Genomic DNA, 19,140 nt, shown 5'->3' with positions numbered 1-19,140 from the left:
CCAGCTAAACGAGGTCACGGCCGGACACCGTGATCACGTCCCCTCGCTCTAAAGACGATTGGGCCGCGCCCAACCCGCAAAACTTTTTTGCGAGATCGGGAAACGTTAGCGATTATTTTAGGAGCAGCATCTGGCGTGATGTGCCGGCATCGATTCGCGCGCAGTAACGAGAATGGGCGCGGCAACGAGTCTGCGCATATTCGAACCCGGCCGGATGAGGCTCAACCGAGCAGCACAACTCCGCCCGGCAGCGACCGCGCCTGGGCTCCGAACAGCTGCTGAACCTGGGGCACGAAATCCCCGAGCTTGTCGATCTGAAACGTGCCGTTGACCACGCGGCTTTTGAGATCCGCATTGGTGATGATGATCTTGCCGGAACGATAACGATTGACCTCTTCCACGACGTCCGCAAGCGGCCGATCGCGGAAGATCAGGAGCCCCGATTGCCAGGCTGTCACCTGCCCCGGGTCGACCTGCACCGAGGCTTCGATGCCGCCCGGCGAGTAGGACACCTGCTGTGCCCTGCCAAGTCGCACCGTTCTCTCGCCTTGCGCAACATCAACGCTGCCGCTCAGGCAGGTCACCGACACGGCGCCATCGAGGCAACGCGCGTTGAAATCCGCTTCCACCGCGGAGATCTGACCATTCGCCGCCAGCAGCACAAAGGGGGTGGCGGCGGACGTCGCCGCTACAGAGGCTTCGCCCGATATCAGTTCAATCCGGGTTTCGTTTGACGCCGAACGCAGCGCGATGCTGGTCTGCGTATTCAGCTCCAGAGACACGTTCGGCGCGACCGCGATTTTGCGCAACTCGCCCTTTCCGGTCCGGTAATCGGCGGAGAGTTCTCCGAGCGACGGCCAAAGGCCAAGCGGCGGACGAACGATTGCGTACCCCACCGCGGCCGCTGCCGCGGCGCCCGCACCTCCCAGAAAGGCGCGCCGTCCAATGGGCCGGGACACCGGTCTTCGTGTCAGCCGTGCGACGTCTCCTGTCACCGGCCGATCCGCCAACTCCTGCGCAGCGACGCCCGCATGACGAAAGACCCGAGCCGCGTTCCTGAAGGCGGCTTCGTGCGCGCCGCTTTGCTGACGCCACGCTTGCAGCGCCTCGACGTCTGCCCTGGTCGGTTCACCCGTCTTGAGGCGAACGACGAAGTCCAGGGCTTCGTGCAGAAGCGCATCCGGCTCAGTTGTTTCGTTGGTCGCGGTCAAGATCCCTAGCCCATCTATCGCACTCGCCAGACCGGTACCCACACCGGGCCAAAGACGGTCAGAGGCGATATGTTATCGATTCCCCTCAATTTCGAACAGCGCCTTCCGGACCGGGACAGCGGCCGCAACGCCCCGGCAATCAACGGCAAGACACATCCTCGTTCGGGGAAGCGAGCGGCCGCGACTGCCGGCTTAGCCCACCTTGCAATCGCTGTCACTGCCGTCACCTGCGTCATTCCCCCCGGAAGTCCTCTGTTTAGCTCGCGGCCTGAGACGCCGGCCGGTGCATCTATTCGATAGACGAATGGCGCCCGGCTATCCCGAAGAAAAACCGTGCAAGGATAGCCTATCGATCAAACCTTCTGCCTGCGCCAGGCGAAAAAAGCCCTCCGATGCGCTGGGTTGCAATATCGACGCGCTCAGGATCGCGGACGCGGGCCGCCGAGACGGCGTCGCAATGTATGTTCGAGGCTGTCGGCACAATGGCCAAGCGCCCGCTTCAGATCGCTCTCGACGGTCCGGATGCTGACATTGAGACGCGCGGCGACCTGGTGCGCTGGTTGCCCCTCGATCGAAATGCTCCGAAGAACCTCGCGGGGCCGTGGCGGCAACTCGGCAAGCGCGCGCTTGAAAGCCTCGATTTCCGAACGCGCCTCGACCACTCTGGCCGGATCGGGTTCGTCATCACATATATCGAGAAGCGCATCTATCTCCGACGCGCTGACACGATAGTTCTGCGCTTTCTGGCGATCCTTCGCGATGTTGATGGCGGTACGAAAGATGTAATCGGCAGGACTGCGTACGGGCTCGGCATCCGTGACTCGGTCGAGACGCAGAAACGTTTCGTGCAAGGCTTCGTGGGCGAAATCGGCCGATCCCAACCGGCGCGTAAGCTTCCGGATCAGGCCTTCATAGTTCTCGACCAACTGCCCCCGCAGCCGTATTCGATTGCTATCAGCCACGTTTCACGTGCCCAACATACTCTGGTATTTCCGGCGCAAACATTGCCTACGCAACTACTGCAAAAGGTTCGGAAGGTCGTAGCGTTGCGGGGCTACACATTTATGACACAAGGCGCGAGCGACGAGATCGCGTCCGGCCCGCCACTGCACGAATGCCTGTCCATCGCCCAAGCACGGACTTCATGACGGGTCAAAACTCGAGCTCCAGATGAATATTGAGCCGATCCGGCAGCTCGGGCGGGATCGGCGGCAGCGGCTGGGCTCGCCGGACGGTCTCGATCGCCGCCTTGTCGAGCAGCAATTGACCCGAGCTCGTCCGAACCCAGACGCCGAGTAGCGTACCATCCCTGGCCATGGCGAACTGCGTGACGACCGTTCCTTCAAGGTGCATCGCGCGCGCCGCGTTGGGATAGCGCTGATAGCGCGAAACGTGCCGAAGCAGCGACTGCTGAAATTTGATGGCGGCACTGCTGGCAGGTCCGCTCACGGCGGACGGCGCCGACATGACATTTGAGGGCGGAGCGTCTCCGGGCGTGAAGCTTCTCGCTTTCGGGACCGGAACGGGATCGTCGGATGGCGTCGGATTTGGATCCTTCAATGGCGTATCGGCGCGGCTGGCGACATTTGCCGTTTCCGGTTGAGAATCCGAAGCGACTGCTATCGGAACGGCATCGGGCCGCGGAAGCAGCTGAACCTGCACGATCGCAGCCGACTGTTGTCCCGGAGAGCCGGCTGGCACTTGCATCCTGATCCAGTAAACGCCACCAACGAAAAGAACGGCCGCCAGGGCGGGAATACCCAGCAGGCGATAGAACTCTCCCGATGGCGAGGCGGCATCCAGGTCGTCGTCTCGATAGGATCCAAAGACCGCCGCTCGTCCCTTCTCGTTTCCGGGGCGGACATCGCTGTCGCTCATTGCAGGGACTTCACCATGATGACGACGCGGACCGGCTGTGGCGTATTCGCTGGCGCCGGCTTGCTGATCGTCAAGCCCCGAAGCGCCGCCGACACCGCAAGATCCCGTTCATGGTCCCCGGTCGAGCGGAATAACTCGGTGCGTTCGATCGTGCGCGCGGGATCGATCCAGATATCCAGCACCGCGCGATAATTGCCATCGCGCGTCCTTGCATTCTTTCGAAGTGCATTCTGAATGTCCATCTGCACTCTTTGGCTATAATCCTGCAATCTGGCGGCGTCGTCGGCATCGCCGGTCTGACGCACGCGCAATCTTCCCAGGAACAGGTCCGATGTTGCGAGCGGAGCCGCCGGAGGTGCATAGCCGACACCTTCTGCGCTGGGAAGAGCAAGCGTGATGGCGTCGGGACGAATGTAGCGCACCTTCAGCTCCGTGCCCGCGAGCAGCAGGTTCAGCGCTTCATCGGCGGCATACGTTCCTTCAACCGCGACCGACGTTCGGCCGACCGCGGAGTTGCTTTCATAGAGCACTTGAATGCCGGTGATCTGTCCATAGGCTTGCAGCGCACCAGCCAGGGACTGTGCCGGAATGCGGAATGCGATCGGCCTTTCCGCACGCGCCACCCGGTCTTCTTCCGCGGCATTGGCGCCGAGGATGACCGTCATCAGCCAGGCGGGCAATAGCACCAGCAAGCGGAACGCGGCGCGGCGACCGCCTCGAGGACCGTCGGCATCCGACGCCGCGACGCCATGCAATGTAACTGCTTTCATCGTGCTGCTCTTGTCGACCAGAAACCGCACTTCGGCTGTCTGGACTTGAAGCGCGGGCGATGCCTCATCTATATCGTTTGCATGACAGTGATCTAACCGGTGCAATCGGCCGGGTGGGGCCCCACCCGGCCGATCGATACGAACCGGCACGACCGGACGTCGGACCCGGATGCCTGCCCGGGCCCTGCCTTAGAGCGACGCCTTGCGCCCCAGCCGCTGCAACAGCACGGCTCGCTCGTCCTCCGTCAGGTTCTTCAACTGCTCGGCCGTGAACTCGCCATTGCCGAGCACGCGGAACATGCCGTTCGGATCGTAGCTCTGCTTGTCGGGCGCCCGCCGCCTCTCATCGTCGCCGGCATCAGGCTGAGGAGACTGACCGCCGCCGCCACCACCGTACCCGAGAACTTCGACGATGATCACCGACGGCCGATCCGAAGATCCCTGCTTGGTCACGTCCTTCACGGCGTCATTTGCAGCCTTGTCCTTGGTATCGATCGCGAGCGGCGCAGTTTTGACCTCCGCCTTCGGCACTCCTTTGCTCTGGCCCGACACCTGGATGTTGTCCACGTTGACGACGAAGCGCGCCGCAATGAGGATGTCGCCGCTGACGCGGATGCCGGCGTCGCCGGCATTCACGGTACCCTGGGGAGCGATCAGGTTGACGTCACCTTCCGTCACCCCGGTGAAGCCGATGATCGTTCCGATGCCGCTTCCGGAAATATCGGCCTTCTCGATCACGCGCGTGACGGCATCGATATCGGTCAGGATCTCCGGCGCCGAGGGCACGCGCGCGGTCTTGGCGCCGCGGCCGGCGTCGATGTCGCCCTGCGTCGACCAGATGATCTCGTTGCCGCCGGCAAAGGTCAGGATACGCGAGCGGTTCACGGTGACGCTGTCGCGCGCAAAGAGGTTGATGTCGCCCGGTCCCAGTGTGACGAGGCCGAACTCCACCGGCGCCGGCTTGCCGAGCGCAGCAACTTGCAGGCCGCCACCGGGGGTCAAGACCTCGATGCTGCCGCCCGACATGGTGCGGAACTTGGCATTTCCGGTCCTGACGTCGCCCGCCCAGTCGCTGCCCGGGAACAGCGTCTCGATCGCGGCATAACCGCGATTATAACCGCCATTGCGTGGCTTACCGCTCGTGTCGGGTGTGTTCTGGTCATCGCCTGCGGCCCGTAGCTCCTGCATGTAGACCTGCCGAACGAAGCGTTCGCGCACCAGCATCGGCAGGGTCTGGAATTTGGTCCAGGCATCAAGCGGAGACAGCTTCTCGCCGGTCACGTCCTCCACGAAGGAGACGATGCCGGTGCGGGTCCTGTGCGGCCCGGAGGAACGTTGCTCGAATGCGTCGGTGAGATAGAGCGGTACCACCGTGCCGTCCGCCAACGTGGTCTTGAGATAATCGGGCATCTTCCCGATGTTTGCCGGATCGAGATAGACCGCCAGGAACGCATCATAGGATGGTTGCTTGCCCTTGAGGCCCGCCATCACGGTGATCGCCGCGCTCTGCTGAGGCAGGCCGAGGATCTGCGTGAAATCCTTTGGCCGGTTGTTGGAATCATATTCCTGATTGCCTGTGCTGAAGATCGCCAATTCCGGCGCGTATACGTCACGGCCCGCGCTCACCTGCATTGCGCCCGGTCCCTGGACAAAGATCGAGCCTCGCACCGGGCCGCCGATGATGTCGTTGCCGGCCTCGAGTAACGACACGTCGGTGGGATGAACGTTGCGCAGTGAGTAGTTGATGTTGCGGATATCCGTGCCGGCACGGAACCAGGTCTGCTCGTTGGCCATGACACCGGCCGTGAGGATTGAGCCGCTCTGGGTTATTAGCGTGCCGACGATCGATCCGTTCAAGGCATAGACACGGCTCGGCTCGTAGTCTGCCTCGTTCGGCAGATGGTCGGGATTGCGAAGGTTGTACAGATGCAGCGTGTGGCCGGCGATATTGCTGGCCGGCGCGGAGAAGGGATTGACCAAGACGTTGTGGAGCCCGCTCAGGGTGTCCGGCGAGGAACCGCCGAGGTTGACCGGAGAGGAAACGGTGCCTCCCACAGGCTCGAACGGTGACGGAATCATCTCGAGCGCAGCGCGGGACATGACGATCTCGCCGACGAGGACGTCGTTTGCGGCGAGAAGCCGCAGCTCCGGATTTCTGCTCGGCATCGTGTACAGCGTGCTGTTCAGCACGGAGCCGTTCAGCGCCGTGACGCGCGTTTTCGACGGATAGATATTTGCGGCCAACGAGTTCACATTCGCAAGCACCTGCAAGGCCGGCGTCGTTATGTCCTTGGACAGATATGTCGCCTGCCCGACCAGGATCACGTCTCCGCCCGTCGATGTCAGGTTGAGCGCGGTGCGCTCGCTTTGACTGCTCATGAACGTCAGTTCGTGGGACATCCCCTTGCCGACCAGAAGCGGATCGAGGACCGTTTGCAGCCGCAGGTCGCCTGCGGTTCGCACGTCCAGGGTTGCGTCACCGAGCGACAGGATCGGGGCGATCGGATAGGTGACGATTTGCGTCCCTACCAGCGCCTTGACATCGCGCCCGACCGCAAATTCACCAGCGGTAATCGTTCCGGCTCCGCGCCCGATGTAGTAATAGCCGGCGCGAACGGCGCCGCCCGCCTCAACGGTCATCGCGCCGCCGTTGCGCAGTTCCAGGAACTTTGCCTCCGTCGTGGAGCGCCCGCCCCGCACACGGCCATTGGTCGGCAGCGCGACCGTCAGATTGTTGAGATCGCCATCGGCGCGGACCTCGACATTGCCGCCGCCGAGCGCGCCGACCCCGCGCAGGAAGTTAGCGTAGTCAATCCACCAGGAGCTTTGTTGAGCCGGCATCTGGCCGTAGGCGGAATGAGCCCAGGGACCGAAGACGTAGGCGTTATCCGTCGCTCCCTGCCGGTTTAGCCACTCCGAATAGTGCTGCATCTGCGAGCGGTCTGCCGGCAGGGCCACGTCGATATTGCCGCCGACCGCAACGGCGAGATGGCCGCCGCCCACTCCGTAGGTCGCGTTCGCCGGCGCGGTGGTGAAATCGTTGAACGTGGCGAGATCGCGCCGGCCAGCGGTATAGATCGAGGCGCCGCCCTTGAGCTGCAGATCACCACGCGCCGCGATGCTGACGTCGCCGGTGCCGGTGCGAACCATGGTGATCGGATTGACGGTGGTCGTGGTCGGCCCGGGCTTGGTCGTCGCATAGAGCGAAGTGATGGTCGCAAGATTGGGGACGATCTTCGTCAGGTAGAAGTCCTTGAAGGTCGAGTACCTCGTGATGACGTTGAGGCGGCTACCGCCGCTGGCGGCCGTGCTGGTCCATCTGAAGTCGGCCTGCGGTTGCGCCGGATTGGTGTTCAGGCCCTTCGCGGCGGCATAGTTATTCCAGAGGTCGAGCACGTAGCCGTAGGCTGGATCCGTCGGCAGACCGAAAGAAATCTGCGCGCTGGAATTGCTGTTGAGACGGGTGCCAGAGGTGGACTCCAGGCTCGCAGGCCAATCGGCGGGATTCATGGTCGTCGAACCAGGCGCACTGCCCGCGCCAAAGCTGGCAACCGAGTCGACAAGAGCGGTCGCGGCGACGGAATTCAGGCCGCTGACATAGGTGTAACCCGCCTGCTCGCTGAGCGTGATCTTGCCCGTCGCGCCGCTGGCGAGGCGCGTCGGGTCGGCGCTTTCGCCCATCGGCGTGGCGCCCGCGACGAGCCCCAAGCTCCAGGACGGCACCGCCACCCTCGAGCCGTCCGGCTCGGTGATGGAGGGGAACAGGACCGAATAAGCGAGCGCATTCGGCGCACTTGCGCCCGGCGAGTTGGCCTCTGCGCTATAGGGAACACCGACCAGCGTGGGCGGCGCCGTCACGGTTTCGGTTTTCCTCGTGCCGACCGTCGCAAAGGTGATACCGGCATAGACTGAAGGGTTGGTTGTGCTCGCGCTGTCGTAGGGCGAGAGATTGGACGTGGTACTGGTGCGGCCGACGTTGAACACCATGCTCAGGTTCGTCGAAATGGTGCCTTTGGCGGCGACGTATGTCGAATCCAGCGGGTTGGCGAACTGGAAGAAGCCGTCCGTCACGCTGCCCTTCAGATCGATATTGCCCCCGGCGCGCATAGTCAGGACGCCCGGCTCTCCGAGAATGCTGCCGCCGGTGCGATAAACCATGGTCGTATGGTCACGGAGCAAAGCGCTTTCCTTGCCGGCAACCACATAGGCCTTGCCCAGTACCGGCTCGATCGCCATCACGCCAGCCACGAGCGCCGAGGCCTGATTGACCACGCCTGCGCCGAGATTCCAGTTACTCTTGAGCACGATGTCGCCGGAAAAATTGAGCTCCATGCCCGCGCGCGCGTGGAAGTTCGACTGGCTCGTCAGTGAGCCAAGATCCGCATTGCCGGCACTGACGTCGAAGTCGCGCACGAATTCGACCAGCGTGCCGGCGCCGTAATCTGCCAGCACGTTGAGCTTGCCCGCCGCGGCCTTCGTGAGATCGAGTTCGGCCTGGCCGCCGCTATTGACGGTGACGCCGACGAAGCGCGGATCGGATGCAAGCGTCGCAAGGTCGAAGCGTTTGTAGCCCTCCAGCACGATCTCGCGCGCGCCGTTGATCGTGCCGGCAAAGCTGACATTCACCTTGTCGGCCCCTGGCTGCTCGATGACGGGCGCACGCAGGGTGACCTTGCCGCCTTCGCCGCCCGCCACGTCGATCACGCCGCCCAATACCCGCAGCACGCCGTTCGAGATTCCGAGTGTGACCCGGCCGGAGCCGAGCCCATTCACCGTGTCGGTCGCACCCGCCCGCAGCAGCGCCGCATTCGTCACGGTGAGACCCTGGCCGCCATAGATCGAGATCGAGCCGCCATAGGTCGCACGCGCGTCGATCGAGCCTGCGACGGTCACCGTACCCTGATCGGCAGCCAGCGCGAATTCCTCGGCCGTGGTCGCACCGTCGAGCGTGACGTCGCCGGAACGAATCCGGAAGCTGCGCGATTTGGTGAAGCCGGCGCCATTCAGGCGCTGGTTGAGCCCGCCGAAATCCGACAACGCGGCGATGTCGAGCGAGAAGGAGCCGCCGCGTTTGCCCGCCGCGGCCCTGGCATTGATCGTGCCTTCCAGCGTGACCTGGCTGCTGTCCTGTTCGATCGCGAGCGTGCCCGCACCGCCACCGATGGGACGTCCTTCGGAGTCGCGGGCCGAGCCGAGATCGAGGGTCGCGCCGGACGCGAGCAGCACCGAGCCGCCGCGGGCCCCCAGCGAGATGGTTCCGGCATCGGCATATTCGGACACGTCGAAGAACTTCTTCTCGAAGCCCCCGACGTCGATCCGCGAACCCGCCGCGAGATTGACGTTGCCATTGGTGGCGTTCAGCTTGACCGTTCCGCCAAGCGCGTCAATGCGTCCGGCGAAATCGACGGCGCGGCCGGTGAGCGTCCAGCGGGAGCCGAGGCTGTCCTGGTCGCGCGCAGGGCTAGCCGTCCCGTGAGCGGCAACCGTGAGGATTCCGGTCGTGGTGACCGACTGCTGGCTGCCGCCCCGGCCGGTCATGACCGGCGCTGACAGAGTCACCGCCGCGCCGGCGACATCGAGCGAGCCCTTGCCTTCGCCGGTAATGCGTGTCGTTCCCGTCAGCACGATGGTGTCGAAACCACGCAGTGCCTTGGCGCCCTCACCCAGGGTCAGCTCGGTTGCCGTGAGCTTCAAACTGCCATGACCGGCGCCAACCGGCTCGCTGAACGTGCTCGCCGTATTTTCCAGCACAACCCGATTGCCGTTCACCGCGATCTCGCTGTTGCCGCGGCCCACCAGCCCTGCGGCATCGAGCGTCACGGCCTTGAGGCCCGACAGGTCCACCGCGCTGTGGAAATCGATGGTTGAATAGCTGCGCAAGGTCAGGTGCTGGGTGTTGTTGAGCGCGGCCAGTGCCGCGGCATCGAGCACCAGCCCGCTGCCGCCGCCGAAGCCAATCCGGCCCGAAGCCAGGGACAGCGCTGCGCCCGTCAGGCTCGCCTGGGTGACGAGCGCGTTCCCCGTCGCGTCGATCAGAAGACTCTTGCCGCCGTCGAGGGTGGCACCAGCACCGATCGTCACCCGGCCGCCAACAGTCGTATCGACGTTCTTGCGGCGGACCCGCACCGCGTCGCCGTTGGACAGGCGGATCAAAGCACCCCAGTCGCGATCGGACGCCTGCGGGGCCATCACGAGATCGCCGGCGCCGGTCGGCGCCTCGCCGCGCGCGACGATGACGCTGCCTGCGGAGACATCGATCGTGTCGCTTGCGGCCAGGATGATCTCCGGTCCCGTCAACGCCGAATTTGCACCGTTGCGCACGACAATGTCGTGAGCCTGCACATCAACACGCAGACCGCCGACGTCGCCGCTGCGGAAACCACCGACCAGCAGGCTGCCGGCGCCGAAGCCGGACAGAGCAGCGGCATCGATGACCAGATAACCATCGGCCCGCAAAGTGCCGGCGCTCTGGTCGGCACCCAGGATTGCGATCTTGTTGGCGGCGATATCGACCAGGCCGCCGCGGGCACCCGCCGCGGCCTGAGAATGCAACTCGCCCTTCAAGATCAGGTCCTGCGTCGCCTTGAACACAACCGAGCCGCCGTCGACCGGCAGACGCGGCGTGACGATCTGCTGACCCGTGAGCCGATACTGCGTCAGCTTGAACGCATCGGAGGCGAAGAAGGTGTTGGCGAAGGCTTCATTGTACTCGCTGTATTGCCTTAGCACAGAGCCCGACATCACGCGCCACGCGGACGACTGCTGGTCGCGGCTGCCGTCGAGCGCATTGGCGCGATAGCCGGACACGACCGCCGTGCCGTCGGCCATTACCGCGGACGTCGTCGCCCGGCCTGTCGAACCGGCGACTGCCTGGATCGCATAAGCGCCCGGAAGCATCGCGTAGGAGGCGGGCAGCAGCGTGTACCAGCCTGCCGGCAATCCGCTGCCAGCGTCGAGCCAGATGCGATCTCCGCTGCGGATCGAGGCCGAGCTGGGTGTAGTCGCACCCCCGAAAGCCGGCATGACCGCAAACAGGCCCGGAAGCGCCAGCATGTCGTGCGAGCCGCCCGGTCCCGGCACGTGCTCCCATGCCATCAAGTCGCCGCCCCCCTTGATGTTCACCACCGATCCGGGAGCGAGCTCGACCGTCGGCGCCTCGAGCGTCACGCGCTTTTCCGGCAAGCTGGCAATGGTTGTCGGCAACGGCCCGGTCGTCACCGTCCAATTTTCGTTGTTGCTGAGAGCACCGTAAGGCAGCACGAGGCCGTCGCCGGTCACCGAGGTGACGCTGCCGGCGCCGAGGGTGAGGCGCTGGCTGGCCTTGAGCGTGATCTGGCCGAACGGCGCGCGCAGGGTGCCGTTCTGCTCGATCGTCGGCGCTTCGAGCGTCAGAGTCCCGCCGGCCGACAGTGCCAGACCGGGAGTTCCGTTCTGCTGCACGATGAGTTTGTCGCTGGCCCTGATCGTCGCGTTGATCTGCGAGGTGGGATAGATCTGACCGGCCTTTACGATCAGCGTGCCGTCGACGTCCAGGAACGCGGACTGGCTGACATTACTGTGCGTCAGCCGGATGTCACTCGCCTCGAGCACCGTTCGTTCGAAGCCGCGGATGTTTGCCTGCACGATGTCGATCACGGACCCGGCCAGCGTCAGCGTGCCTGCGCGCACCGGATTGCTCGGCGCCAGGCTGAACAGCGAGATGTAAGGCGCAAAGAACCGCGAGCTGGCGCCGTTGCCGTTGATCAGGGATCCCGTGATCGAAATCGAGCCGCTGAAGGCGAGGTCGACACCATCCAGCCGTGTCGTCGACGGGAGAACGAGATCGGCGAAGCCGGCCCCCTGCAGGCTCGAGCTGCGCACGACCAGACCGGACTGGGAAGCCGCCGTTTCGGACAGGATTACGGTCGACAGCGCAGACGCCAACGTCACCTTGCCGCCACGTGCGCCACTGCCCCCGCTCTGGCCGCGCCAGGCTCCCTGCACCAAGCCCTGCTGGGCTTTGACACTGATCGAACCGCCATTGCTGGCGAGGGTGACTGGCGCGAACTGGTGGTCATTCGACTCGATGTCGAATTCGCCACTGACACCCGCGACGTCGACCAGCGAGCCGGCTTCGAGTGCGACCGTGGCCGCCTCAAACGCAACCGAGCCGCCATTGCGTACGACGCCGCTGCGGTGTCCCTTGACGTCGATTTCGCCGACTGCCGTACCGCGCGCGACGATCGCGCCAGTATTTGCCACAACGATCGATCCCGTGCTTGCAGCAAGATTGATCGTGCCAGCCAGGGCCTCCACCCTGCCGGCAACAGACAGTGTACCGGTCGAAGAACCGAGCAGGGACAGCGCGATCGTGCCGCCGGTGTCCGTCCGCACCGTCGCTCCCGCGCCGACCGTCACGGACCTGCCGCTGAGCGAGAGCGACGTCGGCTTGAGCGCCAGGCGCTGCGACGGCGACAACACGGCGAGCGGGCCCATCTCGCTGATCGACGTGCCCGTGCTGAAGCCCGAGACGTCGACGCCCCTGAGATCAACGTTGTATGGGAGCTGCGTGACGCTTGCTCCTTCGGCGATCGTGATATCGCCGCCCGTGGAGATCTGGAGCGAACGGAAACCGCGCTCCGAGAACAGGGTTTCCGACAGGCGAACGGTGTTGGGGGACGTCGGCGTACCGCCTCCGATCTGCAGCGACTCCGTAGTCAGATTCATGGCCAGACTGCCGCCGGAGCCAGCCGCATAGGCCCGCATATCGGCGTTCGCCAATTCCGCCACTTCGGTCGTGTTCAGCGTAATCTTGCCGGCATCGCCGAATTTCACTTGCGGCTTGCCGCCGCGCAGCCTGTACCAGCCACCGCCGGATACATCGAGCACGACGCCCGGCTGATAGTGGGCCTGATCGAGCGTGATGCTGCCGCCATTGACGACCGGCGGCAGCGCGGAGGCAGCGCCGCCTTTCACCTGGTTGACCCATTGGCCGCTGACGTCGATGGCCGCACCGGCTCCGAATGATACGTTCTCCGCGCCCAAGAGGTTGACGTTGCCGCCGGGTGCGTGAATCACCCCGTCGATCTTGAAATCCTGGCTATATGCAACGGTGGAATTGGCCTTGATCGAAAACGTGCTGCCCGGCGTCAGCTCGAGCGTCGTGCCCTTCTCGATCGTGACGTTATTGGAGACGTAGAGCTCGATCTTCCCCAGTCCGGCATCTGCAAGCGCATCCGAGTCGAGATAGGTCGTTCGCAACCGGAACGAATCCTGGTTGCCGGGAGCGCCCGAATACCAGGTGGACGGAAGCTGCGACGTGGCCGTGAAATTCGTCGGCAGCTGTGTGGGATCCTTGGAGATCACGAGCTTGCCGAGCAGCCAGAGCCGATCTTCGTCGCCGTCGCCGCCGAACGTCAGCGAGCCGGCCTTGGCGGTCTTGCCGCTTACGGCTTGACGCTCGCCGACGATCACGCCGCCCCAGTAGCCGCCCTCCAGCGCAACACCTTCGGTGGCATAGAACTGGATGGCGCCGGCGTCGCGTCCCTCGGTGAAGCCACGTTCGAAGTGGCTCGTCGACCACGGCGTGCTCCAGGACTCCGATTTACCCCAATTGTTGTGCGTGCGATTGAACCCGCCGGCGAAACCGACATAGATCCTGTCCGGCGTCGCCGAGGCGATGTCGTAGATTTTTCCATCGGCGCCGAGCAGCTTCGTCGAGTTGACCATTCCGTCCTGATAGCGAAACGACCCGCCCGAGACATCGAGCAACGAACCCTGACGGGTGATGATCGAGCCGGCCGATTTGAGCGTGATGTTGCCGCCAATGGTCGACAGCTCGGCGAGATTCGTCTTGCTGTTGCCGATCCAGGCCGAGACGTCGCCCAGCGGCGTCCCGATCCATTCGCCCGCGGCCCCTCCCCAGTTCACGCCGGCCATAGCGCCATCGGCGAAGACGCCGCTGGCGCTGCGATCGACCGTGATCTTCTGGCCCCGCAGCCACGAATTCCGCAGCAGCGGTGAATCACGCAGCTCGTTGATGCGCAATTCGGCCTGCACAAATCTCCGCGACATCGGGATCAGGACGTCCTGCACGCCGGCGGCGCTGACATAGGCATCCTCGCCGATATAGATCCGGCTACCGTCGCGGACCGGCGTCTCGCCGTTGATGGGCTCCTCGGTGGGCGCGGGCACGGTGCTGGCCACGATGCTGATGGTGCCGGCGGGAACCAGAATGTTCGCCTGCGCCCCGATATCGATCAGGTTACCGCGTAATTCGACGCGCCCCGGCTTGTAGCGCGTGGCCTTCGCCGTCTCCTCGATCTCACTCGTGTCGGTGGCATCAGGCAGAACGGCGGTGACGCTGCCCGGCGAAAGATGCAGGTCACCCGTCTTCCAATACACGAGCTGGGCGTCGAGGCTGCCGCTCGAGGCCATCATGCCGTTGCTGTAGGCATCCAGTCGGATCGATCCTTCGCGGTTGTTGAGCGCGGTTGCCGCCAGCATCACGCCGCCCTGGAAGATCTCGCGCCCCATCACGGTGATGTTGCCGCGATCGGATTGCACGACGCCGGTGTTCACGACCTTGTAGCCGACCGACGCCGCGCGTGCGTACATCTCGGGCAGCAGGATGTCGCGAACGCTTTCGCCCCAGGGTTTCTCCGTGAAGAGATCCCAGCCGGCGATCGCACCCATCAAATGGTTGTAGTTGAACAGCCAGGGCATCGGGGCCGTCACGGCGACGTCCACGCCGCGTACGTCGTTCGGATTGGTTCTCAGATAGACCTGTTCGCCGGCAGCCATGATGATCTGGCCGTCGGGGACGCTGATTTGGCCGGCATTGGAAACGATCGGCGCGAACAGCATTGCCTTGCCGCCGGTCTTCGCGCTGATTTGAGCTCCAGCCTGGATGGTGACGTCACCCGGCACGCCATCCGGCGTGAAGCGCGCAGGCTGGCTCGGATCGGTGGCCGGCTTTTGCGAATTGGCCAGCCGCGGATTGTATTCGCCGAAGGTCGGCAGGTGTATGTCGTTGGTGAGCACTATGGAGGTGTTGATCCCAGCCAGGAACTGCGCGTTCGACAAGGCGAGAGATGTGGCCACGAGGGTGCCGACATCCACCTGGCTGGAGCCACCGAAGATGATCCCGTTCTTGTTGATGATATAAACCTGCCCCTCGCTCCTGATGGTGCCGAGAATCTGGCTGGGAACGAGGCTCGGGTCGAGGACACGGTTGAGCGCGATCCAGTTGGCGGCGCCACCGCCTCCGGCGGACTGGTTGAAGTACAAGTCGGTCTCGCGTCCGACATTGAACTTGTTCCAGGTCAGGATCGCCTTCTGCTGGTTCTGCATGACCTCGACCTGGATCCGCCCATTCGAGCCTGTCGATTGGGTCGGCTGAGCGGCGCCGGTCCAGGCCGGTTGGCCGTCGATCACCGCGGTGGGATTGCTGGTCGGATTGAGACCTCCGGGAGCCAAACCATTCGGCACATTCGGAAGCAGATTTCCGGGATGATTTTTGTTCAGGCCGAGATTATTCGGACCGATCAACGCGCCGGCTCTCGCCGCCGCCTGCACGTCGCGCATCGCACGGAGCGACGCGTTGATCCGGCTCATCGCCTGCGCTGATGCGATCGATGCCGCCTGCCCCGCCGTGTTGGTCGTCACGGCGACGTTTGCCACCGGGCTCGCGCTGCCGCTGCCGAGGTTGCGCGCATCGGCCGCAGCCGACCCCGCCAGCAATGCAGCCACACTGGCACCGCTGAGAAACATCGCGTGTCTGACGGACCGGGACGAGCGAAAACGGACGGTGCGGTGGGACAAGACGGCATTCCTTCTGGCAGCACGGCTAAACCCGATGAAGGGTCGTGACCTCGTCATTCCGAGCGATGACGATCTAGCTCTAAGACGGAAGCCTGTAGGCGAACGCGCACGGTTTCTGTGTGAAAGTTTCTTGTCAGCGGGGCGTCAGCCCAACAGAACCAGGCCGCCCGGCAGCTTTCGGGCCTTGACATCGAAGGCCTGTTCGAGGCGCACGAGGATTTCATCCATCTGATCGATGCGGAAACGGCCACTGACCGGCCTCTGCGCGAGGCCTGAATTGACAAGGAGAATTCGGCCGGCGCGATAACGATTGACCTCGTCCACCACATCCGCGAGCGGGGCAGCTCGGAACAGGACGATTCCGCGCTGCCAGGCGGATTCCGCCTCTGCGTCAATCGCGGCAACCCGACCGAGCCCGCTGGCGTCGTAACGCAAGCTCTGCGCCGGGCCGATGACGGCAGAACTGCCGTTGCGCTCGATGCGCACCTGTCCGTCGAAGCAGGCGACGCTCACCACCGTGCCGGCCGGACCGCTCATGCAACGCACGTCAAAGCGTGCATGGCGGCCGATCGAACGCCCATCCGCCGCCAACACGACGAGCGGACGTACGCTCTCGACCGACTCGAAGAGCGCCTGCCCTGCAAGCAGTTCCAGGCGATCGCCCTCCCCGCCAGCGGGGTGGACCGCAATGCTGGTCTGCGTATTCAACCGGACCGCGACGTTCTCCGCCGGCCGGACTTGCCGCTGCTCGCCAACGGCCGTTCTGTAGTCGGCATTCAGTTCACGGAGGGACGGCCACAGGCCCAGCGGCGGGTTGGTAACAGCGACATAGGCGGCTGCGGCGGCAGCCAGCCCGCCACCGAGAAGGAGCCGGCGATCGAGCACCGGACGTGGCGTCTGGTGGACCGGCAACGCCTCGATTTGGTTGCGCGGAATGCTCGCGCCGGCCCGGCGGATGTCGCGCCATACACCGCTCGCCGCAGCGAAGGCAGCCGCATGCTCCGGGCTCGCGGCACACCATCGTTGCAAGGTCTCGGCATCAGCAGACGTCGCATGGCCGGAATCGATGCGCTGGACCCACGCGATCGCCTCGCGTTGCAGCAGGTCGAGCCTTTGCGTCTGTCCCTGAATCATGGCGTCATTCAGCCTGGTCATGGTCGCGATCACCGCGCGGCGGCGACAGGTCTCGGTTCAATGACGAATTTCGCGGGTCCGGTGCGCAATCCGCGTCACCCATTTGCCTTTGCCGCGCCAGACAATACTCATGGGCGAGTTGCAGCTCCTTTGAGACAAGGCGCAAGGATACGCCAAGCCGATCCGCGATCTCCTGCCGCGCCATGTTGTCCACCCTGGCCGCGAGCAGGATGGTGCGACGGCGCGGCGGCAGCTCAGCGAGTATGGCGGCCATCGCATCCAGATCCGACCGTGCCTCCGCGACTTCGGCGGGACCAGGCGTCTCGTCGGCGACCTCGAGCAGATGCTCGATGTCGATCTTCGTCAAACGGCGCTTTTCAGCGCGACGATGGTCATGTGCGACGTTGAAGAGTATGCGCAGCAGATAGCTGACCGGATTGTGCAAGGTGCCAATCGTCGTATCCGTGCGGGCAAGGCGCAGCCAAGTGTCGTGCAGGACGTCACCCGCCATCTCGGACGAGCCCAGGCGGCGGGTCAAGCTGCGCTTGAGATCGTCATATCGGTCGAGCAGCAGCCGGCGCAGCATCGCCACGGAGGCTTCGGTCACCGCACGCCTCCGGCCGCCTGCGGCAACACCGTCGCACCACAACTCATTGTGACGCCCGAGGCCTGCGGCAGGACCACGATCAACACCGGCTGTGCAAAGCCGGGGGGCACCGGGGCATCCACACTGAACTGTCGAAGCGCGCTGTCGATGCCGCGGTCCAACTCGGCCGTGCCGGCCGATCCAAGTCGTTCGAACCTGGCTACGGCCCCTGACGGCGCGATCCAGACCAGGGCCGCGACGCGATAGCTTCCCGGCCGCGCCCCGTTGGTCCGGCACAGAGCATCGCGCAGCCGCGCCTGAACGACACCATAGTATTGGCGCGCGAGAGCAACAGCACTGCCTTCCGGCGGTCCGGCGGCTTCGGGCGCCGGGGCTAGAACGAACGAGCCGTCTTTCAGGAAGCGGGCGGCAAGGCCGGTGCCCGCAAGCAGCAGCTGTAGCGCCGTCTCCGGTTCAAAGCTGCCCTTGACGGCTCCTGAGGTGCGGCCCTGCGCAAGCGCCGGACTGTAGAGGACTTCGCGACCGGTCGCATCGCCGTATCGCTCGAGTGCGGAGGCAAGCTGCTGGGCCGGAATGTCGAACGACATAGGCGCGGACATTTCCGAGCTCGCGCGCGGCGACCCGATTGCTGCACCGTTTGGCTCCGCTTCGGCTGCAACGGCCGCAAACATCAAACAGACAGCCAGATACGGCACGCGACGTGACACCGATCAATTGCTCCGGCAAGCCATCAGCACCGCGAGAGGCGAATGACGATCGTCCCGAACCCTTGCCTGGATGCCACAAGAAGTTCTCAATATACGAACGTTTCTTGACAAGGATATGTCACTGATCACGTTCCGAGCCGGAAGGACGCAATCGGCGCGGCGCCCGCTCTCGAGCACTGGTCTGAGCTTTCAAAGAAGGTCGGTTGCGTGAATCACGAAGATTGCATCGATCAATAACGATGGAGCGCTTCAAATCAGGAAGTCATGAGGCGCGGCGTGATGCGGAGCGTTATGAACGGGGGCGACCGCGTGTTCGTCCATTGCATTAGGAATCGATTTGCCGATGACGTGGAGGTCCTCTTCCTGACCGGGCGAAACGTGCGGACCGAGGGGGCTACCAAGCTCGACTACCGCGCCGAATGTGGGAAGAGTCGCATAGCTATCGAAGCGAAACGCCAATTCCGCGCCGCCAATCTCGGAGGCAACTTTAGCCGGCTGTACGGGCTCCAACGCGGTTGCAGCAGGTTGCGCAGCCTGCGGCCAGTTTCCGGCGTTACTGCCATTTGCGACGCTTGGTTCGATCATCTCGGCTGCTCCAGGTGCGTCTGAAAAATTTGAGTGCCTTGAATTGCCGCGTTCCACGCCATCTGCTTCAGCCGTCTTCGCTGAACCTGGCGAAGCTTCCGAAGCCGAGAAATGACGCTCGTTGTCGTTGCCGAAATTGTGCCCTGGCATAGAACCAGCTTCGGCTAACTCCGTGACTGCCGCCTTTGCAGACCCTGGCTCCGAATTGTGCTGTGAGTTACCGCGGCCCTGGCTACCGGGGCCTGGCTCACCGGGGTCGGCTGCTTCCGGCGCGTTTGCAGAGGCTGAGTGCCCCGAATTGCCGTGCTCCACACCATCTGCTTCTGCCGTCTTCGCTGACCCTCGCGAAGCGTCCGAAGCGGGGGGATGATGCTCGTTGTCATTGCCGACGCCATTTCCCCGTATGAAGCCAGCTTCAGTCAGCTCCGCTGGCTCCGAAGCGTACT

The 19,140-nt window shown here is 64.1% G+C and carries 8 protein-coding genes and 1 pseudogene; all 9 read right to left on the bottom strand.

Features of this window, described 5'->3' with window-relative positions; translation table 11 throughout:
• Positions 1 to 221: 221 nt before the first annotated feature.
• The gene (locus GGD66_RS21090) at positions 222 to 1,211 is read right to left on the bottom strand and encodes a FecR domain-containing protein (protein WP_183258874.1); all 990 of its coding nucleotides are present in this window, start codon (positions 1,209 to 1,211) and stop codon (positions 222 to 224) included.
• 419 nt (positions 1,212 to 1,630) lie between these two features.
• Positions 1,631 to 2,173 carry an RNA polymerase sigma factor gene (locus GGD66_RS21085; protein WP_183258873.1) on the bottom strand — a complete coding sequence of 181 codons (543 nt, stop codon included), beginning with the start codon at positions 2,171 to 2,173 and terminating at the stop codon, positions 1,631 to 1,633.
• A gap of 190 nt (positions 2,174 to 2,363) precedes the next feature.
• Positions 2,364 to 2,660: a TonB family protein gene (locus GGD66_RS42060; RefSeq protein WP_312014160.1), complete on the bottom strand. Its 297-nt coding sequence runs from the start codon at positions 2,658 to 2,660 to the stop codon at positions 2,364 to 2,366.
• A 425-nt stretch (positions 2,661 to 3,085) separates the two neighbouring features.
• Positions 3,086 to 3,889 (bottom strand): STN domain-containing protein, encoded by an 804-nt coding sequence (locus GGD66_RS21075; protein ID WP_092252023.1) that lies wholly within the window; start codon positions 3,887 to 3,889, stop codon positions 3,086 to 3,088.
• A gap of 159 nt (positions 3,890 to 4,048) precedes the next feature.
• Positions 4,049 to 15,610 (bottom strand): filamentous haemagglutinin family protein, encoded by an 11,562-nt coding sequence (locus tag GGD66_RS21070; protein ID WP_183258871.1) that lies wholly within the window; start codon positions 15,608 to 15,610, stop codon positions 4,049 to 4,051.
• A 195-nt stretch (positions 15,611 to 15,805) separates the two neighbouring features.
• The gene (locus GGD66_RS21065; protein ID WP_246788937.1) at positions 15,806 to 16,816 is read right to left on the bottom strand and encodes a DUF4880 domain-containing protein; all 1,011 of its coding nucleotides are present in this window, start codon (positions 16,814 to 16,816) and stop codon (positions 15,806 to 15,808) included.
• Entirely contained in the window at positions 16,800 to 17,402 is a 603-nt protein-coding gene (locus GGD66_RS21060; protein ID WP_183258870.1) for an RNA polymerase sigma factor, read from the bottom strand. The genes GGD66_RS21065 and GGD66_RS21060 overlap by 17 nt, the downstream gene beginning before the upstream one ends.
• Complete coding sequence (locus GGD66_RS21055; protein ID WP_183258869.1) at positions 17,399 to 18,001, bottom strand: secretin and TonB N-terminal domain-containing protein; 603 nt, start codon at positions 17,999 to 18,001, stop codon at positions 17,399 to 17,401. The genes GGD66_RS21060 and GGD66_RS21055 overlap by 4 nt, the downstream gene beginning before the upstream one ends.
• Positions 18,002 to 18,358: 357 nt before the next feature.
• A pseudogene (locus GGD66_RS41175) lies at positions 18,359 to 19,140 on the bottom strand (hypothetical protein); the annotation flags it as partial.

The sequence above is a fragment of the Bradyrhizobium sp. CIR48 genome (genome assembly GCF_014198315.1).
GTDB lineage: Bacteria > Pseudomonadota > Alphaproteobacteria > Rhizobiales > Xanthobacteraceae > Bradyrhizobium.
This window is presented reverse-complemented; position numbering and strand designations above follow the sequence as displayed.